Raw genomic sequence first — 26,296 nt, 5'->3', positions numbered from 1 at the left:
TCGAGCAGCAACGGTATCCACCAATAGGCATTCGCCCCCTCCCCCGGATGCAATGCGAGCAGGAGGCTGGCAAGAGCGCCAACGAGGAAGGGGGGCGCGAAGGAGAACGAACCCCGGCTCCTCATCGCGCGCATCAACCCCGGCCAATTCGCCAGCGCCAGCAAGGCGCATATCGCCAAGCTGATATAAGGCCGTCATCCGACGAGCCGCTCCCGTACCAGTCGCTCAATGGACCGAATGCCGGCTTCCATCTTCTCTCGGGCCGACGAATTGGCGGAATGGACCCGGATGAGGGGTGGCTGGAAGCCATGAAGTGCCACGGCCTCCTCGATCCAGAGCACCACGTCATACCCCGTCCCGCGCTCGTCGTTTCCCAGGTCGTGATCGAGACTGAGCTCCACCACCCTGCCTGTTCCGAGCAGGTCGATCACCTCATCCGGCCAATAGGCTCGGACCCAACCCGCCGGAGTGCTCCGCTCATCGTCCAGGAAAACTCGCATGAGGTGGATTCTGGCAGCGGAGCGGGGGCCTCGTGAAGGCCGGCTCCATCGCCAGGCCGTCATCCGTATCCGGCCCAATGTGGCCGCTGAAAAGCGCTCGCGTTCAGGCCGGCTAAATTGCTCTGGTCTTACGTCCAGGTACTGGCGCAAGGCAATTGAATGGCGCGATCGGATTGCCGATTGGCGCGGATTGCCACTGTGCTGGCGTCGCGAGGTCCGTACGCTGAAGGCTCTTGCAACGGAGCCCCCAGCCATGACCCGCACCGTACTTATCACCGGAACCTCCAGCGGCCTTGGCCGCGCGACCGCCAAGCACTTCCATGCGAAAGGATGGAACGTGATTGCCACCATGCGCACGCCTGAGCGCGAAACGGAGTTCGGTCAACTCGACCGCATGCTTCTCGCACGACTCGACGTGCAGGAGGCCGACTCGATCCGCGCGGCGGTCGACGCCGGCATCGCGCGCTTCGGAGGCATCGATGTGCTCGTGAACAATGCCGGCTACGGTGTCTTCGGACCGCTTGAGGCGACACCGGCGGAAAAGATCCGCCGCCAGTTCGACGTCAACGTGCTCGGCCTTCTGGCGACCACGCAGGCCGTGTTGCCGCACTTCCGCGAGCACCGCGCCGGCACCATCGTCAACGTCTCGTCGATGGGCGGCCGCATGGCCTTTCCGCTCGGTTCGCTCTATCACGGGACGAAGTTTGCGGTCGAAGGGCTGTCCGAAGCGTTGCAGTACGAGCTGGCTCCCCTGGGTGTGCACGTGAGGGTCGTCGAGCCCGGTGTCACCCTGACGGACTTCGGCGGCCGCTCGCTCGACTTCAACAACGACCTCGCGCTCGACGCCTATCAACCGCTGGTGCAATCGGTGCTGGGCGCGATGGGCCCGATGATGGCGAACGGCTCGCGGCCGGAACAGATCGCCGAGGTGATCTACGCCGCGGCGACGGACATCGGCGACCGGCTTCGCTTCGAGGCTGGCGAGGATGCCATCCGGATACTCGCGACGCGTCGCGTAGCGGACGATGCCGCGTTCTTCGGCGGCATGAAGGCACAATTCTCCATCGGCGCGTGAGCGCACCCCGGCATGCGCCGATGGCGCATGCCGCGCATGAGTAGAGCACCGCACCCATGGAATCCGCCGGATACGCACTCGACACCACCTGGCGAACGGTGCTGAAGGATCTCGGCGTCGTCCCTGCCGACGTCCTGCGCGTGGCGGGTCTTCCCGACGATCTGTTGCTTCAGCCCTCCGTCCGGCTCGCGTCCGCCGACTTCTACCGGCTCTGGAACAGCATCGAGGCCGCGGTGGGCGATCCGCTGCTGCCCCTGAGGCTCTGCCGCGCCATCTGCAGCGAGTCGTTCTCGCCGGTGTTGTTCGCAGCGCTGTGCAGCCCGAACATGCTCGTGGCCGCGCAGCGCATTGGGCGCTACAAGACGCTGATCGCGCCGATGCGCCTGGACGTCACCCAGGCGGACGGCCTGACGACCCTCGAGTTCTCGTGGCTGGACCCTGCGGTATCGCCACCCGCGTCGCTGGTGGTGATGGAGCTGCTGTTCTGCGTGACGCTTGCGCGCATGGGCACGCGCGAGACCATCCGGCCGGTCGCGGTGCAGACGCAGGAGTTGCCATCGCCCATCGCGCCCTACGAGGAGTTCCTGGGCGTCCGGCCGGTCCGCGGCGAGAGGCACTTCGTCAGCTTCGCGAACGCTGACGCCACTTGGCCTTTCCTGACATCGAACGAGCCGCTCTGGACGGCGTTCGAGCCCGAGCTGCGACAGCGCCTGTCCCACCTCGATGCACAGGCGACGACGACCCAGCGCGTCCGCGCAGCCCTGTTCGAAGGGCTGCCAAGCGGCCTCGTCACCATCGAGGACATCGCTCACAAGCTGGGGATGAGCCGACGCACGCTGCAGCGGCGCGTCGATGCCGAGGGCACAAGCTTCCAGCAGATCCTGAACGGCACACGCGAGGCGCTGGCGCGTCACTATCTGGAGAAGACGGCGCTGCCCATCGCCGAGATATCGTTCCTGCTGGGATTCGACGAGTCGAACTCATTCCATCGGGCGTTCCGGGGATGGACCGGGTCGACGCCGGATCGGGTGCGGCGCGGGCATGAATCAGGTGAAAGGATCGCGTCGATTGCCGAAGCACGCGAAGTGTCGGGGACCTAGGCTTCTGCGAGACCCCGAACGATCTTCATGAAATACCAGGGCCGTGAGCCAAGTTAGCGCCGAGCCCGATCGAATTGACGGGCGCCGTTTCATGGCTGGTATAAGCAACGCCTTCACTTGACCGCCTCCAATCGAGAGGCCGGCGAGGTTTATTCACCGCAACAGGGAGGAACCATGAAGGCATTGCTGATGGCCATTGGCATGACGGCGTTGGCGTCGACGCCGGCATTGGCCGAGACGAATTGCACCGGCATCCCGCAGGCCACGAAGGTCGGCGAATACGGCGCCCAAGAGGGTTACCTGATCGTCACCCTCAACAACATGGACTTTCGTCTGGGGCCTGCGAATGACAGTGGAGCGAAAGCGCGCCTGGCCGTGGTGACCGCGGCACTCGCGGCGAACAAACAGGTGATGCTGCGCTTCTTCGAATACGGCGACTGCGCCGGCGCAAGCGCAGCGCGCGCAGTACCGAACTCCACGCAGATCCTCCAATAGGCTCGGGATCCCGGCGAGCGCCACCCCGGCCGCCCGCCTCACCTCCCGTCCGCCCCGCCGTGATCAGCACGATGTCGTCGTGGCCTACGGCGCCGAACGAGTGCTCCTTGCACCGCGCCAGTGGGCTCCCGCCCGAGCGTCATCACCGGCGCACTTCGTTGCCATAGTCCCAAATTGGGACTATCATGGACTGCCGCGCTTCCAACGCCGCCCATGAACATCGTTGCCCGCAAGACGCTGGCGGACTTCTGGAGTCTCAGATCTCATCGGACTGCCGAACAGCCGCTCAAGGCTTGGTATGCCGAGGCATCCCGCGCGTCGTGGAACTCGCCTCAGGACATCAAGATCCAGTATCGGAACGCCAGCTTCGTTGGCAACAACCGAGTGGTCTTCAACATCAAGGGCAACGACTACCGGCTCGTGGTCGCCGTCGCCTATGACTACGCCTCGGTCTACGTGAAGTTCATTGGTACGCACGCGCAGTACGACAAGATCGACGCCGCGACCATAGAGATGGAGTGAACCATGCACATCCGCCCCATTCGCAATGAGGCCGACTACAAGGCCACGCTGAAGTTGGTCTCCCGGCTGTTCAACGATCCGCCTCGCCGCGGAACGGCCGAAGGCGATCGATTCGAAGTTCTACTGGCGCTGGTCGAGGCCTACGAGAGCAAGCATCACGCGATCGACCCGCCCGATCCGATCGAGGCGATCAAATTCCGCATGGAACAGAACGGACTGTCCATTCAGGACATGACGCTGTACATCGGCGCGACGAACCGCGTCTATGAGGTGCTGAATCACACCCGTCCGCTGACGCTGGCGATGATGCGCAAGCTGCGCAAGGGACTGTCCATCCCAGGCGACGTGCTCCTGAACGAGTCGATGCCCCCCGCACCGCCGCCGAAAGCGGGGGCAAGCAAGGCCCCTCCTCCGCGAGCGGCCACCAAGACTAGAAAACCGCGGGGGCCACACAAAGCCGCCCCGGCCCCCGCTTGAAATCCCGGCGAGCGCCACCCCGGCCGCCCGCCAATCTCACCTCCCACCCTTCCCCGCCGTGATCGGCACGATGTTGTCGTGCACCGCGGCGCCGAAGGCTTGCTCCTTGAGCTGCGCCAGCTGATCGCGCAAGCGCGCCGCCTTCTCGAATTCGAGGTTGCGCGCATGCTCCAGCATCTGCTTCTCCAGCTGCGTGATGCGCTTGCCCAGGTCCTTCTCGCTCATCGCCTCGACCTCGGCGGCGTCGTGGATCACCTTGGCGTCGTCGCGGCCCGGCTTGTCGCTGTAGACACCTTCGATCAGCTCCTTGATCCGCTTGACGACACCACGCGGCGTGATGCCGTTGGCGGTATTGAACTCGATCTGCTTGGCGCGGCGACGTTCGGTCTCGCCGATGGCCTTCTTCATCGATTCGGTGATGCGATCCGCGTACAGGATGGCCTTGCCGTTGACGTTCCGAGCCGCGCGGCCGATCGTCTGGATCAGGCTGCGCTCGGCGCGCAGGAAGCCTTCCTTGTCCGCGTCCAGGATCGCCACCAGCGAGACCTCCGGAATGTCCAGGCCCTCGCGCAGCAGGTTGATGCCCACCAGCACGTCGAAGGTCCCCAGCCGCAGGTCGCGCAGGATCTCCACCCGCTCCACCGTGTCCACGTCCGAATGCAGGTAGCGGACCTTGACGCCGTTGTCGCTCAGGTACTCCGTCAACTGCTCGGCCATGCGCTTGGTCAGCGTCGTGATCAGCACCCGCTCGTTGATCTCGACGCGATCGCGGATCTCCTGCAACACGTCGTCGACCTGATGCACCGCGGGCCGGACCTCGACCACCGGATCGACCAGGCCGGTCGGCCGCACCACTTGCTCCACCACCGCGCCGGCCTGGCGCTTCTCGTAGTCGCCCGGCGTCGCGCTGACGAAGATGGCCTGGCGCATCTTGCGCTCGTACTCCTCGAACTTCAGCGGCCGGTTGTCCATCGCGGACGGCAGGCGGAAGCCGAATTCCACCAACGTGCTCTTGCGCGCCCGGTCGCCGTTGTACATGGCGCTGAACTGGCCGATCAGCACATGGCTCTCGTCCAGGAACATCAGCGCGTCGGGCGGCAGGTAGTCCACCAGCGTGGGCGGCGGATCGCCCGGCGCGGCCTGCGACAGGTGCCGGGTGTAGTTCTCGATGCCCTTGCAGTGCCCCACCTCCTGCAGCATCTCCAGGTCGAAGCGGGTGCGCTGCTCCAGGCGCTGCGCCTCGACCAGCTTGCCTTCCTTGATGAAGAACGCGACACGCTCGCGCAGCTCTTCCTTGATGGTCTCGATCGCGGCCACCACGCGGTCGCGCGGCGTCACGTAATGGCTGGACGGGTAGACCGTGAAGCGCGGGATTTTCTGGCGGATGTGGCCGGTGAGCGGGTCGAAGAGCAGCAGGCCTTCGACCTCGTCGTCGAACAGCTCGATGCGCAGCGCCAGCTCCGAATGCTCGGCGGGGAAGACGTCGATGGTGTCGCCGCGGACGCGGAAGTGGCCACGGGTGAATTCGGTCTCGTTGCGCGTGTACTGCATCCGCGCCAGCTGCGCGATCACGTCGCGCTGGCCGACCTTGTCGCCGACGCGCAGCGTCATGACCATCTGGTGGTAGTCGCTCGGGTTGCCGATGCCGTAGATCGCCGACACCGACGCCACGATCACCACGTCGCGCCGTTCCAGCAGGCTCTTGGTGCAGGACAGGCGCAACTGCTCGATCTGCTCGTTGATCGCGCTGTCCTTCTCGATGAACAGGTCGCGCTGCGGCACGTAGGCCTCGGGCTGGTAGTAGTCGTAGTAGCTGACGAAGTACTCGACGGCGTTCTTCGGGAAGAACTCGCGGAACTCGCTGTACAGCTGCGCGGCCAGCGTCTTGTTGGGCGCGAAGACGATCGCCGGGCGGCCCAGCCGCGCGATCGTGTTGGCCATCGTGAAGGTCTTGCCCGAGCCGGTCACGCCGAGCAGGGTCTGGAAGCTCTCGCCGTCCTGGACGCCCTCGACCAGTTGCTGGATGGCGGTCGGCTGGTCGCCGGCCGGCGGATAGGGCTGGAACAGCTGGAACGGCGAGCCTTCGAAAGAGACGAATTCGCCCTTCGGCGGCTCGGCCACGACGGTGTCGGCCGTGTCTGCCAAAGCGGCTTTTCGGCCCTTGGCGACGGGGGTTTCGGGCGTGGCGGCGGTGGATCGGGTCATCAGGGTTTCCCAGGGGCAAGGCCCATTCCCTGCCTACAATCGGCAGGCTTCGCTGGGCGCCTCGGGGCGCCGCTGGCGTCAGAACACGACAGCGTAGCGCAGCCGGACCGCTTTCACCGGTCACCGCCTTCCCCTCTCTTGCCAACGCACTGTCAGGAACGTTCCCATGTCCTTGTTCGCCGCCGTCGCCATGGCCCCCCGCGACCCCATCCTGGGTCTGAACGAGCAATTCAACGCCGACACGAATCCCGACAAGGTCAACCTGGGCGTGGGCGTCTATTACGACGACAACGGCAAGCTGCCGCTGCTGGCCTGCGTGGCCGCCGCGGAGGCGCAGATGCAGGCCGCCCCCAAGCCGCGCGGCTACCTGCCGATCGACGGCATCGTGGCCTATGACCAGGCCGTGCAGGCGCTGGTCTTCGGCCAGGACGCCGAGGTGCTGCGCGCCAGGCGTGTCGCGACCGTGCAGGCCCTGGGCGGCACCGGCGGCCTGAAGATCGGCGCGGACTTCCTGAAGCGGCTGAACCCCGCGGCCAAGGTGCTGATCTCCGATCCGTCCTGGGAAAACCACCGCGCGCTGTTCACCAACGCCGGTTTCACGGTCGAGACCTACCCCTACTACGACGCCGCCCATCGCGGCATCGACTTCCCCGCCATGCTGGCCGCGCTGACCGCCGCCCCGGCCGGCACCGTCGTCGTGCTGCACGCCTGCTGCCACAACCCGACCGGCTACGACCTGACGCCCGCGCAGTGGGCGCAGGTCGTCGAGGCCGTCAGCGCGCGCGGCCTGGTCGCCTTCCTGGACATGGCCTATCAAGGCTTCGGCGAGGGCATCGCCGAGGACGGCGCGGTGATCCAGCAGTTCCTGGGCGCCGGCCTGGACTTCTTCGTCTCGACCAGCTTCTCCAAGAGCTTCTCGCTGTACGGCGAGCGCGTCGGCGCCCTGAGCGTCGTCTGCGCCACCGCCGACGAGACCGCGAAGGTGCTGAGCCAGCTCAAGATCGTCATCCGCACCAACTACTCCAACCCGCCGACGCACGGCGCGCAAGTCGTGGCCACCGTGCTGTCGACGCCCGCGCTGCGCGCCCAGTGGGAGGAGGAACTGGCCGGCATGCGCGTGCGCATCCGCCAGATGCGCGAGGCGCTCGTCACCGAGCTGCGAGCCGCCGGCATCACCGAGGACCTGAGCTTCGTGACCCGCCAGAAGGGCATGTTCAGCTACAGCGGCCTGTCCGCCGAGCAGATGCAGCGCCTGCGCAGCGAGTTCGGCGTCTACGGCGTCGATTCCGGCCGCATCTGCGTCGCCGCGCTGAACAGCAAGAACCTCAAGCCGGTCGCCGCCGCCATCGCGGCGGTCAAGAAAGGCTGAGCACGCGGACACCTCCACGCGGCGGTCGCTGATCGCCCGCGCATGTCCATCCCCAGGGCCGGCCTCGCGAAAAGCGGGCCGGCCCTGCGCATTTATGGCGATTTCAGCAGTTCGGAGTCACCCTGATGACGGCGCTCCAGTGTGCGGCGACACACACTTGAGACAGCCGGGACCTAGAATTGCTGCATTGCACAACGGGTCCCGGGCGCCTTCGAGCGTTTGCCGTTCTCAATTCCCACAGCCTCCCTCCCCCTCCCGAGGTCGCCATGCTCTATCAGCTTTACGAAACCCAACGCGCGCTCCTGAGCCCCTTCGCCGAGTTCGCCGGCGCGTCGGCCAAGCTGTACAGCCACCCGTTGTCGCCGTTCACGCACACGCCGCTGTCGCATCGCGTGTCGGCCGGCCTGGACCTGATGCACCGCCTGGCCAAGGAGTACGAGAAGCCGGAGTTCGACATCCGCGGCGTGCCGGTCGACGGCGTCGAAGTGGCGGTGCAGGAACTGGTCGCGCTGGAGAAGTCGTTCTGCCGGCTGCTGCGCTTCAAGCGCTACACCGATGACCTGGACGTGCTGGGCAAGATGAAGGCGCAGCCCACGGTGCTGGTCGTCGCGCCGCTGTCCGGCCACCACAGCACGCTGCTGCGCGAGACCGTGAAGCAGCTGCTCAAGGACCACAAGGTCTTCATCACCGACTGGACCGACGCGCGCATGGTGCCGCTGGAGGCGGGTCCGTTCCACCTCGACGACTACATCGAATACGTCCAGGAGTTCATCCGCCACATCGGCGCGGACTGCCATGTGATCTCGGTGTGCCAGCCGACGGTGCCGGTGCTGGCCGCGATCTCGCTGATGGCGAGCAACGGCGAGACCACGCCGCGCTCGATGACCATGATGGGCGGTCCCATCGACGCGCGCCGCAGCCCGACGGCGGTCAACAACCTGGCGATGAACAAGAGCTACAGCTGGTTCGAGAACAACGTCATCTACCGCGTCCCGACCACCTACCCGGGCGCCGGCCGCGAGGTCTATCCCGGCTTCCTGCAGCACACCGGCTTCGTGGCGATGAACCCGGACCGCCACCTGACCTCGCACTACGACTACTTCCTCGACCTGATCCGCGGCGACGACGACAGCGCCGAATCCCACCGCCGCTTCTACGACGAGTACAACGCCGTGCTGGACATGCCGGCCGAGTACTACCTCGACACGATCAAGACGGTCTTCCAGGACTTCGCGCTGGTCAACGGCACCTGGGACGTGCGCGGCCAGCTGGTGCGCCCGCAGGACATCCACCAGACAGCGCTGCTGACGGTCGAGGGCGAGCTGGACGACATCTCCGGCGCCGGCCAGACCCGCGCGGCGCACGAGCTGTGCAGCGGCATCGGCGCGAAGGACCAGTTCCACTACGACGCGATCGGCGCGGGCCACTACGGCATCTTCTCGGGCCGTCGCTGGCGCGAGAAGGTCTACCCGGTGGTCCGCGACTTCATCGCCAAGTACGATGCGGCCCCGTTGCACCAGCAAGCCGCGCCGAAACGTGCCGCCAGCCCGGCCCGTCGATCGCGCAAATCGTCCGAGTGAATCCGACCGTCCTTCCGCCCGACTCCATCGACATCGACACCCTGGTCCAGCGCCTGGACCAGGTCCTGCCGCAGACGCAGTGCACGCGCTGCGGCTATCCAGACTGCCACTCCTACGCCCACGCGATCGCGCGCGGCGAGGCCGCCATCAACCAGTGCCCGCCCGGCGGCGCCGAGGGCGTGGCGCGGCTGGCCGCGCTCACGGCCCGCGCGCCGTTGCCGCTCAACCCCGAGCACGGCGCCGAGGGCCCGCGCCAGTTGGCCGTCATCGACGAGGACTGGTGCATCGGCTGCACGCTCTGCATCAAGGCCTGCCCGGTCGATGCGATCGTCGGCAGCAACAAGCTGATGCACGTCGTCATTGACGCCGACTGCACCGGTTGCGAGCTGTGCATCCCGGTGTGCCCGGTGGACTGCATCTCGCTGACCGACGTCACCCCCGGCCGCACCGGCTGGTCCGCCTGGAGCGAGGCGCAGGCCGCGCGCGCCCGTGATCGATATCGCTGGCACGAGATCCGCGTCGCCCGCGACCTGCGCGAGAACGACGAGCGCCTCCAGGCCAAGGCGCAGGACAAGCTGGACCACCTGGAAGAAGCGTCCCGCATCACCGAGCCCGCCCAGCTCGACCGCAAGCGCGCGGTCATCGAGGCCGCGCTCGCCCGCGCCCGTGCCAAACGCGGCGCCTGAGACCTTCGCTCGCCATGAACAAAACCCAGATCCGCGAGTTCTTCGAGATCCTGCGCGCCGCCAATCCGTCGCCGCAGACCGAGCTGGAGTACGCCAGCGTCTTCGAGCTGCTGGCCGCCGTGCTGCTGTCCGCGCAGGCGACCGATGTCGGCGTCAACAAGGCGACGCGACGGCTGTTCGTCGTGGCCAACACACCGGCCAAGATCCTGGCGCTCGGCGAGGAAACCCTGGCCGACTACATCAAGACGATCGGCCTGTACCGGACCAAGGCGAAGAATCTCTACGCAACCTGCCGCATCCTGATCGAACAACACGGCGGCGAAGTCCCCCGCAGCCGCGAGGCGCTCGAGGCACTGCCCGGCGTCGGGCGCAAGACGGCGAACGTGGTGCTCAACGTCGCCTTCGGTGAAGCGACGATGGCCGTCGACACCCACATCTTCCGCGTTGGCAACCGCACCGGACTGGCGCCAGGAAAGAACGTGCTGGAGGTCGAGCAGCAACTGCTCAAGCGCGTGCCGCCGGAGTTCCTCGTCGACGCGCATCACTGGTTGATCCTGCATGGCCGCTACGTGTGCCAGGCGCGCCGCCCGCTGTGCGAGCGCTGCGCCGTCGTCGCCCAATGCGACAGCGCGCCGATGACTGCCGCCTTCTGACGAAACCGCCGACGAACGCCTGACGGGCACCGTCGCCGCGTTCCTCGAATCGAGGCGTGCATCCCGCGTATCACGAGGTCGACGCGCTACTTTCAGCTACGACCCCGCCGGGCGCGCCAGGACCGGGCCCCTACAATCTCCGCGTTTCGTCCTGCCTGGGAAGCCATGTCTAGCATCAACGACCTCGTCGACCGCGTGGAGCGCCTGCTGGTGCGCCACGAAGAGTTGAAGCGCACCAACGCGCTGCTGGAACAGCAGGTGCAGGGACTCACGCTGGAGCGCGACAGCCTGCGCTCGCGTTTGTCCGCGGCGCGCTCGCGGGTGGATGCCCTGCTCGACCGACTGCCGCTGGAAGTCGTCGATCTGGTCGACGGCGCCGAGGCGGCGGAGAAGCCCCATAAGGCCGACAAGGCCGATGTCAACGGTGGCCGCACCGATACCCCCGATTCCCGAAAGACCGGCGCATGAAGCAAATGGAAGTCACGATCATGGGCCAGAGCTACCTGCTCGGCTGCCCCGAGGGCGGCGAGGCCGCGCTGGCCAAGGCCGTGTCGCGCGTCGACAAGGAAATGTGCGCGATCCGCGACGCCGGCCGCATCAAGGCCCGCGAGCGCATCGCGGTGCTGGCGGCGCTGAACCTGGCGTATTCGCTCAGCGACACGTCGAACGCGCCGATCGGCGATGCAACCGATGCAAGCGCCGGTGACACGCGTGGCGCGGGCGGCGCGGCGGGCACGCCGAATGAGGCGCTACCCGATCTTGACGCGTTGATGAAGCGGCTCGACGAAGCCCTTGTCCAAGACGGGCAACTGCTGTGATCGACGCGCGTCGGCGCGTAGAATCCAAACCGTCCACTGCGTTCGCGTGAGTTTTATATTTCCTTGAACCGATGCTTTCGCGAGCAAGGGCTTGGAACATTGCAAGGCTGGTGTGAGCGTCTCGCGTCAGATGAACCCGAAGCTTTGCTGACCTCGCCCACCTGTACCCCTAGGGTTCAGGAATGCGGCTCACGGTTCGCCGTGGACACCCCAACACCCCCGGTCGCGGCACCCGATGTCGCCGCGACACCACCGCGAGACCGCTGCGACATCACAGCGCCATCGCACCGCACAGGCCGCGTCTCGGACGCGGTCTTTTCATTGGCGATGCGCGTCGACCAGCGATCGACCAGCGACGAGGAAGGCACCGTGACTCCACGCTCCACCATCGACCCCGGCGCGCGCCAGTACTGGCTCATGAAGTCCGAGCCGGACGAGGCCTCCATCGATCACCTGCAGGCCGCGGGCGAGTTACCATGGACCGGCGTGCGCAACTATCAGGCGCGCAACTTCATGCGGGACGTGATGCGTGTCGGCGACGGCGTGCTGTTCTATCACTCCTCCTGCCCCGAGCCCGGCATCGCCGGCCTGGCCGAGGTCAGCAGCACGGCCTATCCGGACGAGACCCAGTTCGATCCGGCGAGCCATTACTTCGACGCCAAGTCCAAGCGCGAGGAGCCGCGCTGGCAACACGTGGACGTGCGCTTCGTGCGCAAGACGCGCCTGCTGAGCCTGGCGGAGATGAAGCGCGATCCGGCGTTGTCGGGGATGCGCACCTTGCAACCGGGCAATCGCCTGTCGATCACACCGGTGACGCCCGCGGAGTGGGCGCATCTGCAGCAACTGCTGGGCTGACCACCTCGCCCAGGGGCGCCGAGGGTCGGCTGGGGCGCGAAGGACCGACCTCAGCCCATGCCGAACGGAATCGACGCCAGCACGACCTGATTGCCACCACGGCGCTGCGCCTCCTTCACCGCCATCTCGGCGGCGCCCAGCAGCTCTTCCTGCCGTGACGCGGTGTGCGGGAAGCTGGCCACGCCCATCGACAGCGACAGGCCCAGGTCCTGCCCTTGCAGCACGACGATCTGGGCATGGCATTGCCGGCGCAGTTGCTCCATCCGCGCATGCGCGGTCGCGAGGCCGACGCCTGACAGCAGCACGGCGAACAGGTCGTCGCCGATGCGGCAGGCCGCGTCCATCGCGCGGGTATTGGCGCGCAGCATGCGGCCCAGGCCCTCGAGCAGGCTCTGGCGCGCCTCGGCGCCGAGCTCGGCCTCGGCCGCGGACGGATCGAGCGCAATCAGCACCAGCGTGAACTCGCGATGCTCGCGGGTGGAGAGATCGATCTCGCGCAGCAACTGGTCGTCGAACTGCGCGCGCATGTAGAGGCCGGAGGTCTCGTCACGGCCGCTGCCCTGCTGCAGTTCGCGGCGCATCTGCTCGAGCGACTTCTGCTGCTGCTCCAGCTGCTGCAACGCGCGCTGCAGGTGGGTCTCGCGGTGGCGCTCCTCGGTCTTGTCGCTCCACAGGGCCATCACGTGCTCCTGACCGAGCGGGATGCGCGTGACCATGAACTCGCGGCGGCGGCCGGCGAGTTCGAGGCGATGCTCCGAACTCACGACCCCCCGCTGCGCCAGCGTGGCCTGCTCCGAGCGCCGCATGGCCTGGACCTCGTCGCCGCGCATCAGGTCCGCGTCGGCGTTGCCGACGATGCCGGACTCCACGCGGCCGAAGAGCTCGCTCATGCCGGCGCTGGCGAAGACATAACGACCGGTGGCCATGGACTTGACCGTCAGGCAGGCGCCCGTGGGCTCCAGCAAGCCGAGCAGGCCGGCCGCGACGGGCGCATGTTGCGGTCCCAGCGATGCCAGCCAGGCATCGAAACTGGCTGGCGCAGGGATCGCGGCGGCTTGTAATTCCATGTGGCGGGCCGGGCCAGAGATTCCCTGGCGATCGAATGGTGGATGAGCGAATGTAGATGGCGGCCCCTGGCGGCGGCAAGTGCCGCGGACGGAGTTCTCGCCCCCCTCCCCCTAAGCTTGGGGCCAGGCATCCTACTTCGGCGCGGGGTGGCACATGGACTGCCTTTCTGATGAGAGCAGCCCGCTCGACCGCGCGTGGGAGCAGTGCGTGAAAATGTCACGACTGGTTGCCAACGACCCGCCGATTTCGGGTGGGTGGTCATGTGCAACTTCCCAATGTGGCGACCTGTCGAAAATAAGGCTAGAATCCTCGTTTTGCTGGCAAACCCTGCGCGTCGATTCGGAAGTGGACTCCGGATACTCCGCTTCGAAGGTCACGGCCGTCACTGGTCCGTGGACTTACTTTGCGAACACCGAGCGCTATTTGAAGGAATTCTTTTTTCATGACCACCATTCGCGTCAAAGAAAACGAGCCGTTCGACGTGGCCCTGCGCCGCTTCAAGCGCACCATTGAAAAGCTGGGCCTGCTCACCGAGCTGCGCGCCCGCGAGTTCTACGAAAAGCCGACGGCCGAGCGCAAGCGCAAGAAGGCTGCCGCCGTGAAGCGTCACTACAAGCGCGTGCGCAGCATGCAGCTGCCGAAGAAGCTGTACTGATCGCCTGATCGGACCGCTTCGGCGCCGGGGATCGTGTCGCTGACCGTCCCCACCGCCCGACAGCACAGAAAGCCCGCGCAGGACGCTGCCGCGGGCTTTTTCGTTTTCAGAATCCAGATGATTACGCGAGATCAAGCAAGGAGCCCCACATGAGCCTGAAGGACCAGATCACCGAAGACATGAAGTCCGCGATGCGCGCCAAGGACAGCGAGCGCCTGGGCACGATCCGCCTGCTGCTGGCGGCGGTGAAGCAGAAGGAAGTGGACGAGCGCGTCGTGGTCGACGACGTCATGCTGGTGGCCATCGTCGACAAGCTGATCAAGCAGCGCAAGGACTCGATCAGCCAGTTCACGGCCGCGGGCCGCCAGGACCTGGCGGACAAGGAAGCCGCCGAGCTCCAGGTGCTGGAGGCCTACCTGCCGCAGCGCCTGAGCGCGGACGAGATCCAGGCCGAGGTCGCCGCCATCGTCGCCGAGCTGGGCGCCAAGGGCCCGGCCGACATGGGCAAGGTGATGGGCGCCGTCAAGGGCAAGCTGGCGGGCAAGGCCGACATGGGCCTGGTCTCCGCGGCGGTGAAGGCGGCGCTGGCGGGCTGAGCGCCCTCCCGGCCCTTCCCGACAGATCGGACAACGGAAAGACAGGAGCTCTCATGGAACTGACCGTCAACCAACTGACGCCCGACTTCTGCGTCGCGCCGCAACTCACGCCGGACACGATGGCCGCGCTGGCCGCGGCCGGCTTCAAGACCGTCATCAACAACCGCCCGGACTTCGAGGGCGGCCCGGACCAGCCGACCAGCGAGCAGGTCCGCCAGGCGGCGGAAGCGGCGGGCCTCGTCTACCGGCACCTGCCGGTGCAGGGCAACTACCAGTCGCCCGAAGAGATCGCCGCGATGCGCGCGATCCTGGACGAAGTGCCCACGCCGGTGCTGGCATTCTGCCGCTCCGGCGGGCGCTCGACGAAGCTGTTCGCCGCCGCCACCCAGCTCTGACCCCGAGCGGGACCCCTGGCACCCGGACCGAAGCGTTCGGTCCGAGTCGCCAAGCCCCACCCGCTCGACGCCCCTCAGGGCTTTCCCCAGACGCCCCCTGAATTCAGCCCCCGGTCAGCGCCCGCTGGCTACAGTCCACGTCTACACAAAAAACGAGCCCTTCCGTCGCGGGCTCAATGGAGACTTGGACTCGTCGATGAACGCCCTGCTTGCTTTCGCCAAGGGCATCGACTGGCTGACGGACCGATTCGGCGCGCTTGCCGCCTGGGCTGTCCTGCTGTCGTGCCTGATCAGCGCCGCGAATGCGGTGATCCGTTACGGCCTGGACATCAGCTCCAACGCCTTCCTCGAAATCCAGTGGTACCTGTTCGCGGCCTGCGTGATGCTGGGCGCGGCGCAGGTGTTGCGGCTCAACGAGCATGTGCGCGTCGACATCGTCTACACCCGGCTGCGCGGCCACGGCAAGGTCTACGTCGACCTGTTCGGGCTGATCGTGTTCCTGCTGCCGGTGATGATCTACGCCGGCTGGCTGTCGTGGGACTTCTTCCTCGTGAAGCTCACCACCGGCATGCGCGCCGACGACACCATCGCGTCGCTCGGCCTGGGCGGCTACCTGTGGAAGTTGATCAGCAGCGGCGAGGTGTCCGGCAACGCAGGCGGGCTGATCCGTTGGCCGGTGGCGCTCACGTTGCCGCTGGGCTTCGCGCTGGTGAGCCTGCAGGGGCTGTCGGAGATCATCAAGCGGATCGGCTACCTGGCCCATCGCGTGGAGATGGACACGCATTACGAGAGGCCGCTGCAATGATCACGATGGAGCAGTTTCCCCCGCTGATGTTCGCGGGGCTGATCGTGGTCATGCTGATCGGCTTCCCCGTGGCGTTCTCGCTGGCCGCACTGGGCCTGGCCTGCGGTTTCTTCGCGGTGAGCCAGGGCTGGTTCCCGCCCGAGTTCATGTCGGCGCTGCCGCAGAACGTCTTCGGCATCCTGTCCAACGACCTGCTGCTGGCGATCCCGTTCTTCACGCTGATGGGCGCCTTGCTGGAGAAATGCGGGCTGGCCGAGGACATGCTCGATTCGATGGGCCAGTTGTTCGGCCCGGTGCGCGGCGGGCTGGGGTACTCGGTGATCATCGTCGGCTTCATCCTGGGCGCGATCACCGGCACGGTGGCGGGCCAGGTGATCGCGATGGCGATGATCTCGCTGCCGGTCATGATGCGCTACGGCTACAACATGCGCTACGCGACGGGGGTGCTGGCGGCGTCCGGCACCATCACGCAGCTGGTGCCGCCGTCGCTGGTGCTGGTGGTGCTGGCGGACCAGCTGGGGCGGTCGGTCGGCGACATGTACAAGGGCGCCTGGGGACCGTCGATCCTGCAGGTGCTGATCTTCGCGCTCTACACCTTCCTGCTGGCGCGCATCAAGCCGGAGTACGTGCCCGGCGTTCCCAAGGAAGCCCGCACGCTGAACGGCTGGGCGCTGTGGGCCAAGTGCCTGCGCGGCATCATCCCGTCGGCGATCCTGATCTTCGCGGTGCTCGGGTCGATGGGCGGCCTGCCCGGCATCGACACGGCGATCTGCACGCCGACCGAGGCCGGCGCGATGGGCGCGATCGGTGCCTTCATCCTGGCGGCGCTGCATCGGCGCCTGAACTGGTCGGTGACCCGCGAGGCAATGATCGGCACGATGCGCATCACCGCCATGGTGGTGTTCATCCTGATCGGCTCGCGGACCTTCTCGCTGGTGTTCCAGGGCGTCGAGGGCGGCAAGTGGATCGAGCATCTGCTGACCGGCCTGCCCGGCGGCCAGATCGGCTTCCTGATCGTCGTCAACCTGTTCATCTTCTTCCTGGCGTTCTTCCTCGACTTCTTCGAGATCGCCTTCATCATCCTGCCGCTGCTGGGCCCGGTGGCCCAGAAGATGGGCATCGATCTGGTGTGGTTCGGCGTGATGCTCTGCGTGAACATGCAAACCAGCTTCATGCATCCGCCGTTCGGCTTCGCGCTGTTCTACCTGCGCGGCATCGCGGACACGCTGCACAAGAACGGCTCCCTGCCCCGTCGCGTGCTGTCGAGCGACATCTACATGGGCTCGATCCCATGGGTGGGCATGCAGTTGATCCTGGTGGCGATCGTCATCTTCTTCCCGGTCACGGTGACCGCCTTCCTGGACAAGGAAGAGGCGGTGGACCTGAACAAGGCGACCGAGATGCTGCAAGGCATCGATGCCGGCCAGTCGGACCGGGGCCAGGAGCCCAACGCGGACACGAACCAGCTGTTCGGCCTGCCCGAAGCGGCCTCGGGTGCGGCGTCGGGCGCCTCCGCCCCCGCGTCGGAGGCGGAGGATCCGATGGAGGCGGTCCGTCGCGCGCTGGACGAGAAGAAGTGACCGCCGGGACCGTCGACCTCAGCGCGTCGACGGCGGCATGTTGGACGCTTCCTTGATGCGCTGCCAGGCATCCTTGACCGCCGGCTTGGCGCGCGCCCACTCGAGCGACGAGCCCTGGCGCTGACTGCCCCAGTCACGGTGCAGCTCCGACTCGAAGTCGTCGAAGTCCCGATCGGGGAAGCGCGCGAAGGCATCGACGCCGTAGGCATAGGCGGGACCGAAGTCGTCGTGCGTGTCGCCGGGCTCGATGTAGGGGCGCTTGGCGTAGTGCTCGCGCCAGTAGGCGGCCTCGGCGACGGGATCGAGGTTGGCGGGGCGGGTTTCGCCGCGCAGCTTGCTGAAGTCGGTCATGGGCGTCTCCTGGAAGGGTGAGACCCAGATCGGCAAGCGTCATGCCTCGCCGACCGGCTTCACTGCGGCGTCGCCAGCTTCAGGCCGATGATGCCGGCGGCGATCAGTCCGATGCAGGCCAAGCGCGCCAGCGAAGCCGACTCGCCCAGCAGCACGATGCCGGCGATCGCCGTGCCGACGGCGCCGATCCCCGTCCATATCGCGTAGGCCGTGCCCACGGGCAAGTGCTTGAGCGCCCAGCCCAGCAGCACCACGCTCACCACCATCGCGGCGACCGTGCCGACCGTCGGCCAGGGCCGCGTGAACCCTTCCGTGTACTTCAGGCCGACGGCCCAACCGATTTCGAACAGGCCGGCCAGAAACAAGACACCCCACACCATGACATGACTCCTCGTGGGCCTCGGCCCGTTGATGATCGATGGCTTGCACTGTATGTGCATCGATCTGATACTTGAAGTCAGATTCCTTCAGTATCGGTGATAGATAAAATCCGTTGGACGCTGGATCCACCGAGCCCCCTCACCCATGGCCTTCGATCTCGACAACCTCCGCGTATTCCTCGCCGCCGTCGATGGCGGTTCCTTCTCGGCCGCGGCTCGGGCCTTGGGCCGGGTGCCCTCGGCCGTCAGCATGGCGATCGCCAACCTGGAGGCGCAGCTCGACCTGCCGCTGTTCGACCGTACCGGGCGCGAGCCCGTCCCCACGGCACAGGCCCTCGCGCTGGTGCCGCAAGCGCGGCGCCTGGCCGAGCAGCTGCAGCAGCTCAACCGCCATGCGCTCTCGCTGACGCAGGGGCTGGAGCCGTCGCTGACGCTCGCGGTGGCGCCGGAACTGCTTGCCGACACGCCGTGGCATGAGGCGCTGCGCACGCTGTCGGCGGAGCACCCGCTGCTGGAGGTCGAAGTCCTGACCGCCCCGCAGGCCGACGCCCTGGCGCTGGTGCAGAGCGGCCGCGCGCAGTTGGCGCTGGTGTTCGAGCGCTTCGGCCTGGACCCGCGCGAGAGCTTTCAGGAAGTCGGCCGGGAAACGCTGGTGGCCGTCGCCGCCGCCTCCCATCCGATGCTCGCGCGAACCCATGACGAGCCGCTGCGCGACGAGCACCTGATCGCCGAGCGGCAGATCCTGGTGGCCGGGCGAGACGCCGCCGAGGTCGACAAGCGGCTCGCGATCTCACGGCTGCAATGGCGCACGGACAGCCCGCTGGCGGCGCTGCGACTGGTGGAGCAGGGTCTGGGCTGGGCGTGGCTGCCGCTGGGCTTCGTGCGCGCCGCGTTGGCGTCAGGCGCGCTCGTGAGGCTGCCGGCTGGCAACTTCACCAACGCGCTGCAGCTCTACGTCGACGTGGTGTGGACGCACGAGCGCCCCCTGGGACTGGCCGCGCGGCGTTTCGTCGATCTGCTGCAAGCGCTGAAGCGCCGGAAGGTCGAAGCCGCGGCCACCGCGGAATCCTCGGCCGACGAGGGTCGCGGCGCCGGCTGCGCCGCGCTCAACGGTAACGCTCCGGGTCCGGCGAGTCCGTCGGCTGCGCGACCACGCGCCGGAAAGCGGCGCTCATCGGCAACTTCAGGTTGATGCCCGACGGCGGCAGCGGGGACTCGAACCAGCGCCGGTAGATCGCGTTGATCTCGCCGCTGCGGTACAGGCCGATCAGCACCTCGTCCACCATGGACTTGAACAGCGGATCGTCGCGATTCAGCCCGATCGCGTAGGGCTCCACGGTCAGCGCCCGGTCCGAGATCACGTAGTCGTCCGCCGAGACCGCCGCCCCCTGCTGCGCGAGCAGGCTGCGGATGATCACGTCGTCCATCAGGAACGCGTCGGCCCGGCCGCTGCGCAGCAGCTGGAACGCGTCCGGATCGTCCAGCCCGGCGACGATGCGGATGCCCAGCCCCTGCTGCTCGTTGACCTTGGCCAGATGCTGGATGCTGGTCGTGCCGATGGTGCTGACGACGGGCCGGCCTTGCAGGTCGGTGAGGCTCTGCACGCGCTCGCCATGGCGCGTCATGAGCTTGGTCTCGGCCACGAAGATCGTCACCGAGAAGGACTGGTTGCGCGCCCGCTCGGCGGTGTTGGTCGTGATGCCGCACTCCATGTCGAGCGTGCCGTTGGTGACCATCGGCATGCGCGTGGCCGAGCCGACCGCCACGCGGCGGACTTCCAGGTCGGGCAGCTTCAGCCGGACGCGCAAGGCGTTGATGACGCGCTCGCAGAGCTCCACCGAGTAACCGGTCGGGCGCAGTTGCGCGTCGAGGTAGGAGAACGGCAGCGAGGCCGGTCGGTAGCCGATGACGACCACGCCGGTTTCACGGATGCGCGTCAGCGTCGGGCCTTCGGCCGGTTGGGCACCCCGCGCCGGGCCGGACGCCGAGGCAGGCGCCGCGATCGACGGCACCGCCGCCAGCGCCAGCACCCCGGCGACGGCCACGCCCGCCATCCGCGCCGCAAGGCGTCGCAAGCGGCCGCCCTGGCACCCCAATGATTCCGCTGCGGGCTTCGTCATCACGGCTCAGTCCTCGGTGTCGCCGGCCTGCTCGCCGCCCGCGCCGCGCGCCTCGGCATCGAGCTGCCGCAACTCGTTCAGGCGAGCGCCGATCTTCAGTTCGAGCCCGCGCGGTACCGGCTCGTAGAAGCGCTGATCCTCCAGCCCGTCGGGCAGGTACTGCTCGCCCGCCACGTAGGCACCGGGGAAGTCATGCGCGTATCGATACGCCTTGCCGTAGCCGAGCTCCTTCATCAGGCGGGTCGGCGCGTTGCGCAGGTGCACCGGCACCGGTCGTGAGTTGTCCTGCTTGATCAGCGCTCGGACCTGGTTGTAGGCGTTGTAGACGGCGTTGGACTTGGGCGCGATCGCCAGATAGACCACGGCCTGCGCCAGCGTCAGCTCGCCCTCGGGCGAGCCCAGGCGCTCGTAGGTTTCCGCCGCGTCCAGGCACAGCCGCAGCGCGCGCGGGTCGGCGTTGCCGATGTCCTCGCTGGCCATGCGGATCAGGCGGCGCGTGATGTAGCGCGCGTCGACGCCGCCGTCGAGCATGCGCACCAGCCAGTACAGCGCCGCGTCCGGGTTGGAGCCGCGCACCGACTTGTGCAGCGCGGAGATCACGTCGTAGAACTGGTCGCCGCCCTTGTCGTAGCGGCGCAGTTGCTCGCCGAGCGTGCGCTCCAGCAGCGCCTCGTCGATCTGCGCGGTGCCCGCGGGGGTCAACTGGGCCACCGTCTCCAGCGTGTTGAGCAGCCGCCTCGCGTCGCCGTCAGCGTAGCCGATCATGCGCAGCGCCGCGGTATCGGTCATCGGCGGCGCGCCGAGCGCGGCGCTGCCACGCGCCAGCAGTTCGCGCATGTCCTGCTCGTCGAGCGCCTTGAGCACATGCACGGTCGCCCGCGACAGCAGTGCCGAGTTGACCTCGAAGGACGGGTTCTCCGTCGTCGCGCCGATGAAGCTGAACAGCCCCGACTCGACATGCGGCAGGAAGGCATCCTGCTGCGCCTTGTTGAAGCGATGCACCTCGTCCACGAACACGATCGTGCGCCGCCCCTGGCCGGCTGCGGCCTGCGCGCGCTCGACCGCCTCGCGGATGTCCTTGACGCCGCCCAGCACCGCGGAGATGGCAATGAACTGCGCATCGAAGTGCTGCGTCATCAGCCGCGCCAGCGTCGTCTTGCCGACGCCCGGCGGCCCCCACAGGATCATCGAATGCGGCCGGCCGCTCTCCAGCGCGACGCGCAGCGGCATGCCCTCGCCCAGCAGATGACGCTGGCCCACGACCTCGTCGAGCTTGCGCGGCCGAAGCCGTTCGGGCAACGGCGCGTGCGCGCTCGGCGCCGCGGCGGAACCGCCGCTGGGAACGGGCTGGAACTCGTCCGGAAACAGGGAAGCGTTGCTCATGTCGGGAACCGCGGACTCGGCGCCTCGGGATCTGATGGGCTGAGGGGGATGAGGCGGGGCCCGACGCTCAGGGCTGCCGCGCCACGTCCACGCCGGCCGGCGGCGTGAAGCGGAAGCGCTCGGGCGCCACCTTGGCGTTGACCTCGACGGCGCTGAACTGCATCAGCGAGCGCTGGCCGAAGCCGTCGACGATCTCCAGCGCCGCCAGCTCGCGGCCCTTGAAACCCAGCCGCAGGCTCTGCAGGCCGCTGTCGTTGCGCTTGGGCGTGGCCTCGACCCAGTCGATGCCGCCCGAGGCCGGTTGCGCCGTCAGCGTGAAGTCCTTGGTCAAGTCCCCGCCCGCCAGCAGCGACACCGGCGTCGCACCCAGCGCCTGGTCCATGCCGCGCACGCTTGCCTGTGCCAGGTCGGGGTCGTAGACCCAGACTTCCTTGCCGTCGCCGACGATCAGTTGCTCCGCCGGCTTGGCATAGCTGAAGCGGAACTGGTTGGGGCGCTGGAACTCGAAGGTGCCGGCGGTGCTCTTCTTGCGCTTGCCATCGGGTGACGTCACCGTCTGCGTGAACGTGGCGCGCCCGCTCTTGACCTCGGTCACGAAGCTCTTCAGCGCGCTCAGCCCATCAGCCTGCGCGAGCGCGGCGGCGCCCAGCAGCGCGAGCCCGGCGGCCATGCGCGCGACGGCCCGGCCGACCGAGCGCCGCGGCGCCTCGTGCGCGGACGGCGGCGTGGCGGAGGTGGACAACGCGGTGAACGATGCGGTCGAGGAAATCATCGGCTGGCTCATGAGCGTGGGGGAGTCCTGCAGAAACGGGGAGGATCTCGCGGGAAACGTTCTGGCGGGAAGCGATCCGGCGAACATCTTCGGGTTGGAACGGTCGGCGTCACGGCGCCGGTTGACACCGATCACCGGGCCGCTCATTCCTCGCGCTTGGGCACGATGATGTCGCGGTTCCCGTTGGTGGCCATCGACGACACCAGCCCGGATTTTTCCATCTGCTCCAGCAAACGGGCTGCCCGGTTGTAGCCGATGCGCAAGTGCCGCTGCACGAGAGAGATCGACGCCCGCTTGTGCTGCAGCACGACCGACACGGCCTGGTCGTACATCGGGTCGGATTCCCCGTCGCCGCCGGCCGCCAGGCCGGGCAGGCCGTCGCCGCCGCCGTCACCGTCGAGCACGCCGCCCTCCAGGATGCCCTCGATGTAGTTGGGCTCGCCGCCCTGCTCCTTCAGGTAGCTGACGACGCGGTGCACCTCGTCGTCGCTGACGAAGGCGCCGTGCACGCGCACCGGCAGCCCGGTGCCCGAGGGCATGTAGAGCATGTCGCCCATGCCCAGCAACGCCTCCGCGCCCATCTGGTCGAGGATGGTCCGGCTGTCGATCTTGCTGCTGACCTGGAACGACAGGCGCGTCGGGATGTTGGCCTTGATCAGGCCGGTGATGACGTCGACCGACGGGCGCTGCGTGGCCAGGATCAGGTGGATGCCGGCCGCGCGGGCCTTCTGCGCCAGGCGCGCGATCAGTTCCTCGATCTTCTTGCCGACCACCATCATGAGGTCGGCCAGTTCGTCGATGACGACGACGATGTGAGGCAGGCGGTCGAGCGGCTCGGGCTCCTCCGGCGTCAGGCTGAACGGGTTGGGGATCTTCTCCTCGCGTTCGGCCGCGTCGGCGATCTTCTTGTTGTAGCCGGCCAGGTTGCGCACGCCGAGCTTGGACATCAGCTTGTAGCGCCGCTCCATCTCGTTGACGCACCAGTTGAGCGCGTTGCTCGCCTGCTTCATGTCGGTCACGACCGGCGCCAGCAGATGCGGGATGCCTTCGTAGACGCTCATTTCCAGCATCTTCGGGTCGATCAGGATCAGGCGCACGTCGCGCGCCTCGGCCTTGTAGAGCAGGCTCAGGATCATCGCGTTGATGCCCACCGACTTGCCCGAGCCGGTCGTGCCGGCCACCAGGCAATGCGGCATCTTCGCCAGGTCGGCCACGACCGGCAGGCCGACGATGTCCTTGCCCAGGCCCATGGTCAACGCCGACGAGGCGTCGGCATAGACCTGCGAGCCGAGGATCTCGGACAGTCGGATGGTCTGGCGCCGCGCGTTCGGCAGCTCCAGCGCCATGAAGTTCTTGCCCGGGATGGTCTCGACGACGCGGATCGACGTCAGGCTCAGCGAGCGCGCCAGGTCCTTGGCCAGGTTGACGATCTGCGAGCCCTTCACGCCGGTGGCGGGCTCGATCTCGTAGCGCGTGATCACCGGGCCGGGCGAGGCCGCCACCACCCGCACCTCGACGCCGAAGTCCTTCAACTTCTTCTCGATCATGCGGCTGGTCATTTCCAGCGATTCGGGCGTGACCGTCTCGATGCGCGGCGGCGGCGCGTCCAGCAGGTCCACCTGCGGCAGCTTGGCGTCGGTCGGATCGGTGAACAGCGTCTGCTGGCGCTCCTTGATGACGCGCGTCGACTTCGGCACCTCGACGACCGGCGGCTCGATGACGATGGGGATGTGGTGCTCTTCCTCGATGTGGCGCTCGACCTCGACGACCGCCTCGCGCTCGCGCTTGGCTTCCTTGCCGACGCGCTTGTCCTCGGCGATCTCGCGGCGGACCTCGCGCTTCTCGCGCAGCCCTTCGATCCAGGTGCCGACCTGCTCGGCCACGCGCAGCCACGAGAACTTCAGCGCCAGCGACACGCCGGCCACCAGGGCCGCGATCCACACCACGCCGGAACCCGCGAAGCCCAGCAACTTCATGCTGAGCGGCCCCAGCAGATAACCGACGACACCGCCGGCGTGGCCGGGCAAGCGCGACTCCCAGCCGTACAGCCGGGTCCATTCGAGCGCGCAGCTAGCGGCGATCAGCAGCGCGACGCCGCCGATCGTGGGCAGGCGGCTCTTGAGGGTCGTCACGTGGCCGCCATCGGCGCGAAGCAAGCGCGCCAGCCCGCCGAGCCAGCTGCGCAGCGAGACCAGCATCAGCCACCAGCACGAGTAGCCGAAGCCGAACAGCAGCAGGTCGGAGATCCAGGCACCGAGGCTGCCAACGCGGTTGTGCGTCAGGTCCTGGCCGCCGGCGGTGGTGAACGCGGCGTCGGCGCGGTCATGGCTGATCAACGCCAGCAAGACCAGACCCCACACGAGCCCGCTGACCAGCAGCCACAGGGGCGTGCGCAGCGGACTGGGCGGCGTTGGCGCGGCAGCCGGGGCGGCCGCCTTCTTGGACTTGCGAACGGGCGCGGGGCGCTCGGTGGCGGCATCGTCGCCGCCCAGCAAAGAACCGGGAAAACTCATCCCGCGATTGTGACGCACAAGCCCCCGGCTTCAGTCCCGGACCGGGGCGGCATGGTGAAGAAACGTTGACGCGGCGGCGACGCCGGCGCCGCGACGCACCGACGCCGGCGCGGCCGTCAGTCGTGCTGCAGTCGTTCCTTGATGACCACGGAGCCGTTCTCGAGCGTCTCGATGACGCCCTTGTCCTCCAGGTCCTTCATGACGCGGCTGACCATCTCGCGCGACGCGCCCACCACCTTGGCCATGTCCTGACGGGACACCTTGCCGCGGATGATCTTCACGCCCTTCTCTTCCTCGGCCATGTCCAGCAGCGTGCGCGCCACGCGGCCATAGACGTCCAGCAGCGCGAGCGACTCGATCTGACGGTCGGCATTGCGCAGCCGCGCGACCAGTCCGCGCAGGATGCCGTAGGCCAGGCTGGACGACTCCGGCAGGCCACGCCCGAAATCGGCGCGGCCAAGCACCAGCATGTCGGTCTGGACCTCGGCGCGCACGGTCGCCGAGTGGGGTTCGTTGTCGATGAGGCTCATCTCGCCGACGTAGTCGCCGGGTTGCAGCACGGCGAGGATCACTTCGCGGCCGCGGCTGTCCGCGGTCAGCACGCGGGCACGGCCGTTGAGCAGGATGAAGAGCGCATTGGACTTGGTGCCCTGCTCGACGATCAGTTCGCCGCGCTTGAAGCGCCGCTTGACGACACTGTCCGCGATGGACTGGGCCTGGTCGGCGGTCAGCAAGGAGAACAAGGGAACCCTGCGGATCAGATCCAGATTGGACAACATGGCCATGAAGAGGCACCTCCTGTCGGGGGTTGGGGTCAATCGTGCTTGTCAGGATGGCAGAGGGCCCGCCACCTAGAATGGATGCATTGTGCCAATTTGTTCACGGTTGTTCATAGGGTCTAGGCCGTAGTCTTCCGACCCTTGCGCCGACCGTGCGCATCCCCATCTGTCCGCCATGAGCCAAAACACCCGCCACGCCCAACTGCTGATTCTCGGTTCCGGCCCCGCCGGCTACACCGCCGCGATTTACGCGGCCCGCGCCAACCTCAAGCCGCTGCTGGTTACCGGCATGGCGCAAGGGGGTCAGTTGATGACCACCACCGAAGTCGACAACTGGCCGGCCGACGTGATGGGCGTGCAGGGCCCGGAGCTGATGCAGCGCTTCCAGGAACATGCCGAGCGCTTCCAGACCGAGATCGTCTTCGACCACATCAACTCGGTCGACTTCTCCAAGCGCCCGTTCACGCTGACCGGCGACAGCGCCGTCTACACCGCCGACGCGGTGGTCCTGGCCACCGGCGCCTCGGCCCAGTACCTGGGCCTGCCGTCGGAAGAGGCCTTCAT

General features: G+C 67.4%; 27 protein-coding genes, 1 other RNA gene and 2 pseudogenes. 20 read left to right on the top strand and 10 right to left on the bottom strand.

What is annotated here, in order from left to right; genetic code table 11:
- Positions 1-194: 194 nt before the first annotated feature.
- Positions 195-500, bottom strand: coding sequence for a cyclic-phosphate processing receiver domain-containing protein (locus CDN99_RS05610; RefSeq protein ID WP_088383511.1), 306 nt, complete (start codon positions 498-500; stop codon positions 195-197).
- Between the two features lie 253 nt (positions 501-753).
- On the opposite strand from CDN99_RS05610, the gene CDN99_RS05605 reads away from it, so the two are divergent.
- The 5 genes and pseudogenes from CDN99_RS05605 to CDN99_RS05585 all read left to right on the top strand — a co-directional run.
- Complete coding sequence (locus CDN99_RS05605; RefSeq protein WP_088383509.1) at positions 754-1,575, top strand: SDR family oxidoreductase; 822 nt, start codon at positions 754-756, stop codon at positions 1,573-1,575.
- A 56-nt stretch (positions 1,576-1,631) separates the two neighbouring features.
- Complete coding sequence (locus CDN99_RS05600) at positions 1,632-2,675, top strand: AraC family transcriptional regulator (protein ID WP_088383507.1); 1,044 nt, start codon at positions 1,632-1,634, stop codon at positions 2,673-2,675.
- Positions 2,676-2,849: 174 nt separating this feature from the next.
- Positions 2,850-3,170, top strand: coding sequence for a hypothetical protein (locus CDN99_RS05595; RefSeq protein ID WP_088383505.1), 321 nt, complete (start codon positions 2,850-2,852; stop codon positions 3,168-3,170).
- 213 nt (positions 3,171-3,383) lie between these two features.
- Positions 3,384-3,692, top strand: coding sequence for a type II toxin-antitoxin system HigB family toxin (locus CDN99_RS05590; RefSeq protein ID WP_088383503.1), 309 nt, complete (start codon positions 3,384-3,386; stop codon positions 3,690-3,692).
- A 3-nt stretch (positions 3,693-3,695) separates the two neighbouring features.
- A pseudogene (locus CDN99_RS05585) lies at positions 3,696-4,067 on the top strand (helix-turn-helix domain-containing protein); the annotation flags it as partial.
- Positions 4,068-4,205: 138 nt separating this feature from the next.
- On the opposite strand, the gene uvrB reads toward CDN99_RS05585, so the two are convergent.
- Entirely contained in the window at positions 4,206-6,374 is a 2,169-nt protein-coding gene (gene uvrB, locus CDN99_RS05580; protein WP_088383501.1) for an excinuclease ABC subunit UvrB, read from the bottom strand.
- 166 nt (positions 6,375-6,540) lie between these two features.
- On the opposite strand from uvrB, the gene CDN99_RS05575 reads away from it, so the two are divergent.
- The 8 genes and pseudogenes from CDN99_RS05575 to CDN99_RS05540 all read left to right on the top strand — a co-directional run bounded on the left by CDN99_RS05575 (position 6,541) and on the right by CDN99_RS05540 (position 12,335).
- Entirely contained in the window at positions 6,541-7,743 is a 1,203-nt protein-coding gene (locus tag CDN99_RS05575) for an amino acid aminotransferase (protein ID WP_088383499.1), read from the top strand.
- Positions 7,744-8,009: 266 nt separating this feature from the next.
- The gene (locus tag CDN99_RS05570; RefSeq protein WP_088383497.1) at positions 8,010-9,323 is read left to right on the top strand and encodes a polyhydroxyalkanoate depolymerase; all 1,314 of its coding nucleotides are present in this window, start codon (positions 8,010-8,012) and stop codon (positions 9,321-9,323) included.
- Positions 9,320-10,009: an electron transport complex subunit RsxB gene (gene rsxB / locus CDN99_RS05565; RefSeq protein ID WP_375134417.1), complete on the top strand. Its 690-nt coding sequence runs from the start codon at positions 9,320-9,322 to the stop codon at positions 10,007-10,009. The genes CDN99_RS05570 and rsxB overlap by 4 nt, the downstream gene beginning before the upstream one ends.
- Before the next feature lie 14 nt (positions 10,010-10,023).
- Positions 10,024-10,662, top strand: coding sequence for an endonuclease III (nth, locus tag CDN99_RS05560; RefSeq protein WP_088383496.1), 639 nt, complete (start codon positions 10,024-10,026; stop codon positions 10,660-10,662).
- Between the two features lie 165 nt (positions 10,663-10,827).
- Positions 10,828-11,016, top strand: a pseudogene (zapB, locus tag CDN99_RS05555) (cell division protein ZapB); the annotation flags it as partial.
- Between the two features lie 110 nt (positions 11,017-11,126).
- Positions 11,127-11,480, top strand: a complete 354-nt coding sequence (locus tag CDN99_RS05550) for a cell division protein ZapA (RefSeq protein ID WP_088383494.1) — start codon at positions 11,127-11,129, stop codon at positions 11,478-11,480.
- A 30-nt stretch (positions 11,481-11,510) separates the two neighbouring features.
- Positions 11,511-11,689: non-coding RNA, 6S RNA (gene ssrS / locus CDN99_RS05545), on the top strand.
- Positions 11,690-11,897: 208 nt separating this feature from the next.
- Entirely contained in the window at positions 11,898-12,335 is a 438-nt protein-coding gene (locus CDN99_RS05540) for an EVE domain-containing protein (RefSeq protein WP_238139417.1), read from the top strand.
- A gap of 50 nt (positions 12,336-12,385) precedes the next feature.
- Here CDN99_RS05540 and CDN99_RS05535 read toward each other — a convergent pair whose 3' ends face one another.
- A complete protein-coding gene (locus tag CDN99_RS05535; protein ID WP_088383490.1) occupies positions 12,386-13,402 on the bottom strand; it encodes a GGDEF domain-containing protein in 1,017 nt (338 codons plus the stop codon).
- 443 nt (positions 13,403-13,845) lie between these two features.
- Here CDN99_RS05535 and rpsU point away from each other — a divergent pair, with 443 nt between their 5' ends.
- The 5 genes from rpsU (at position 13,846) to CDN99_RS05510 (ending at position 17,434) form a co-directional block, all read left to right on the top strand.
- Entirely contained in the window at positions 13,846-14,058 is a 213-nt protein-coding gene (gene rpsU, locus CDN99_RS05530; protein ID WP_012346814.1) for a 30S ribosomal protein S21, read from the top strand.
- Between the two features lie 149 nt (positions 14,059-14,207).
- Positions 14,208-14,654, top strand: coding sequence for a GatB/YqeY domain-containing protein (locus CDN99_RS05525; protein ID WP_088383488.1), 447 nt, complete (start codon positions 14,208-14,210; stop codon positions 14,652-14,654).
- Between the two features lie 53 nt (positions 14,655-14,707).
- Positions 14,708-15,049: a protein tyrosine phosphatase family protein gene (locus CDN99_RS05520; protein ID WP_088383486.1), complete on the top strand. Its 342-nt coding sequence runs from the start codon at positions 14,708-14,710 to the stop codon at positions 15,047-15,049.
- 196 nt (positions 15,050-15,245) lie between these two features.
- Positions 15,246-15,854: a TRAP transporter small permease subunit gene (locus CDN99_RS05515; RefSeq protein ID WP_088383484.1), complete on the top strand. Its 609-nt coding sequence runs from the start codon at positions 15,246-15,248 to the stop codon at positions 15,852-15,854.
- A complete protein-coding gene (locus CDN99_RS05510) occupies positions 15,854-17,434 on the top strand; it encodes a TRAP transporter large permease (protein ID WP_088384380.1) in 1,581 nt (526 codons plus the stop codon). Before CDN99_RS05515 ends, CDN99_RS05510 begins: the two co-directional genes overlap by 1 nt.
- An 18-nt stretch (positions 17,435-17,452) precedes the next feature.
- Here CDN99_RS05510 and CDN99_RS05505 read toward each other — a convergent pair whose 3' ends face one another.
- Both CDN99_RS05505 and sugE read right to left on the bottom strand, forming a co-directional pair.
- Positions 17,453-17,785 (bottom strand): hypothetical protein, encoded by a 333-nt coding sequence (locus CDN99_RS05505; RefSeq protein WP_088383482.1) that lies wholly within the window; start codon positions 17,783-17,785, stop codon positions 17,453-17,455.
- Positions 17,786-17,844: 59 nt separating this feature from the next.
- A complete protein-coding gene (gene sugE / locus CDN99_RS05500; protein ID WP_088383480.1) occupies positions 17,845-18,165 on the bottom strand; it encodes a quaternary ammonium compound efflux SMR transporter SugE in 321 nt (106 codons plus the stop codon).
- 145 nt (positions 18,166-18,310) lie between these two features.
- On the opposite strand from sugE, the gene CDN99_RS05495 reads away from it, so the two are divergent.
- A complete protein-coding gene (locus tag CDN99_RS05495; protein WP_088383478.1) occupies positions 18,311-19,357 on the top strand; it encodes a LysR family transcriptional regulator in 1,047 nt (348 codons plus the stop codon).
- Here CDN99_RS05495 and CDN99_RS05490 read toward each other — a convergent pair.
- The 5 genes from CDN99_RS05490 to CDN99_RS05470 all read right to left on the bottom strand — a co-directional run bounded on the left by CDN99_RS05490 (position 19,272) and on the right by CDN99_RS05470 (position 25,738).
- On the bottom strand, positions 19,272-20,285 hold the full coding sequence (locus tag CDN99_RS05490; protein WP_088383476.1) for an amino acid ABC transporter substrate-binding protein: 1,014 nt from the start codon (positions 20,283-20,285) through the stop codon (positions 19,272-19,274). The genes CDN99_RS05495 and CDN99_RS05490 overlap by 86 nt on opposite strands.
- Positions 20,286-20,291: 6 nt before the next feature.
- Positions 20,292-21,668 carry a replication-associated recombination protein A gene (locus CDN99_RS05485; RefSeq protein ID WP_088383474.1) on the bottom strand — a complete coding sequence of 459 codons (1,377 nt, stop codon included), beginning with the start codon at positions 21,666-21,668 and terminating at the stop codon, positions 20,292-20,294.
- Between the two features lie 67 nt (positions 21,669-21,735).
- Positions 21,736-22,338 (bottom strand): outer membrane lipoprotein periplasmic chaperone LolA, encoded by a 603-nt coding sequence (gene lolA, locus CDN99_RS05480; protein ID WP_088384378.1) that lies wholly within the window; start codon positions 22,336-22,338, stop codon positions 21,736-21,738.
- A gap of 245 nt (positions 22,339-22,583) precedes the next feature.
- The gene (locus CDN99_RS05475; protein ID WP_088383472.1) at positions 22,584-24,953 is read right to left on the bottom strand and encodes a DNA translocase FtsK; all 2,370 of its coding nucleotides are present in this window, start codon (positions 24,951-24,953) and stop codon (positions 22,584-22,586) included.
- A gap of 116 nt (positions 24,954-25,069) precedes the next feature.
- Positions 25,070-25,738 (bottom strand): Crp/Fnr family transcriptional regulator, encoded by a 669-nt coding sequence (locus tag CDN99_RS05470; RefSeq protein WP_088383470.1) that lies wholly within the window; start codon positions 25,736-25,738, stop codon positions 25,070-25,072.
- A 169-nt stretch (positions 25,739-25,907) separates the two neighbouring features.
- Here CDN99_RS05470 and CDN99_RS05465 point away from each other — a divergent pair.
- Positions 25,908-26,296: FAD-dependent oxidoreductase (locus tag CDN99_RS05465; protein WP_158218764.1), on the top strand; the 389-nt coding region annotated here is incomplete at its 3' end.

The organism is Roseateles aquatilis, from assembly GCF_002205645.1.
GTDB classification, from domain to species: domain Bacteria; phylum Pseudomonadota; class Gammaproteobacteria; order Burkholderiales; family Burkholderiaceae_C; genus Roseateles; species Roseateles aquatilis.
The sequence above is the reverse complement of the archived record's forward strand: the minus strand, read 5'-3'. Positions and strand labels throughout refer to the sequence as shown.

Excerpts from the sequence above, each read along its gene's own strand:
- CDN99_RS05610 (WP_088383511.1), bottom strand. The coding sequence starts at position 500 with ATGCGAGTTTTCCTGGACGATGAGCGGAGCACTCCGGCGGGTTGGGTC.
- CDN99_RS05605 (WP_088383509.1), top strand. The coding sequence starts at position 754 with ATGACCCGCACCGTACTTATCACCGGAACCTCCAGCGGCCTTGGCCGC.
- CDN99_RS05600 (WP_088383507.1), top strand. The coding sequence starts at position 1,632 with ATGGAATCCGCCGGATACGCACTCGACACCACCTGGCGAACGGTGCTG.
- CDN99_RS05595 (WP_088383505.1), top strand. The coding sequence starts at position 2,850 with ATGAAGGCATTGCTGATGGCCATTGGCATGACGGCGTTGGCGTCGACG.
- CDN99_RS05590 (WP_088383503.1), top strand. The coding sequence starts at position 3,384 with ATGAACATCGTTGCCCGCAAGACGCTGGCGGACTTCTGGAGTCTCAGA.
- uvrB (WP_088383501.1), bottom strand. The coding sequence starts at position 6,374 with ATGACCCGATCCACCGCCGCCACGCCCGAAACCCCCGTCGCCAAGGGC.
- CDN99_RS05575 (WP_088383499.1), top strand. The coding sequence starts at position 6,541 with ATGTCCTTGTTCGCCGCCGTCGCCATGGCCCCCCGCGACCCCATCCTG.
- CDN99_RS05570 (WP_088383497.1), top strand. The coding sequence starts at position 8,010 with ATGCTCTATCAGCTTTACGAAACCCAACGCGCGCTCCTGAGCCCCTTC.
- nth (WP_088383496.1), top strand. The coding sequence starts at position 10,024 with ATGAACAAAACCCAGATCCGCGAGTTCTTCGAGATCCTGCGCGCCGCC.
- CDN99_RS05550 (WP_088383494.1), top strand. The coding sequence starts at position 11,127 with ATGAAGCAAATGGAAGTCACGATCATGGGCCAGAGCTACCTGCTCGGC.
- CDN99_RS05540 (WP_238139417.1), top strand. The coding sequence starts at position 11,898 with ATGAAGTCCGAGCCGGACGAGGCCTCCATCGATCACCTGCAGGCCGCG.
- CDN99_RS05535 (WP_088383490.1), bottom strand. The coding sequence starts at position 13,402 with ATGGAATTACAAGCCGCCGCGATCCCTGCGCCAGCCAGTTTCGATGCC.
- rpsU (WP_012346814.1), top strand. The coding sequence starts at position 13,846 with ATGACCACCATTCGCGTCAAAGAAAACGAGCCGTTCGACGTGGCCCTG.
- CDN99_RS05525 (WP_088383488.1), top strand. The coding sequence starts at position 14,208 with ATGAGCCTGAAGGACCAGATCACCGAAGACATGAAGTCCGCGATGCGC.
- CDN99_RS05520 (WP_088383486.1), top strand. The coding sequence starts at position 14,708 with ATGGAACTGACCGTCAACCAACTGACGCCCGACTTCTGCGTCGCGCCG.
- CDN99_RS05515 (WP_088383484.1), top strand. The coding sequence starts at position 15,246 with ATGAACGCCCTGCTTGCTTTCGCCAAGGGCATCGACTGGCTGACGGAC.
- CDN99_RS05505 (WP_088383482.1), bottom strand. The coding sequence starts at position 17,785 with ATGACCGACTTCAGCAAGCTGCGCGGCGAAACCCGCCCCGCCAACCTC.
- sugE (WP_088383480.1), bottom strand. The coding sequence starts at position 18,165 with ATGGTGTGGGGTGTCTTGTTTCTGGCCGGCCTGTTCGAAATCGGTTGG.
- CDN99_RS05495 (WP_088383478.1), top strand. The coding sequence starts at position 18,311 with ATGGCCTTCGATCTCGACAACCTCCGCGTATTCCTCGCCGCCGTCGAT.
- CDN99_RS05490 (WP_088383476.1), bottom strand. The coding sequence starts at position 20,285 with ATGACGAAGCCCGCAGCGGAATCATTGGGGTGCCAGGGCGGCCGCTTG.
- CDN99_RS05485 (WP_088383474.1), bottom strand. The coding sequence starts at position 21,668 with ATGAGCAACGCTTCCCTGTTTCCGGACGAGTTCCAGCCCGTTCCCAGC.
- lolA (WP_088384378.1), bottom strand. The coding sequence starts at position 22,338 with ATGGCCGCCGGGCTCGCGCTGCTGGGCGCCGCCGCGCTCGCGCAGGCT.
- CDN99_RS05475 (WP_088383472.1), bottom strand. The coding sequence starts at position 24,953 with ATGAGTTTTCCCGGTTCTTTGCTGGGCGGCGACGATGCCGCCACCGAG.
- CDN99_RS05470 (WP_088383470.1), bottom strand. The coding sequence starts at position 25,738 with ATGGCCATGTTGTCCAATCTGGATCTGATCCGCAGGGTTCCCTTGTTC.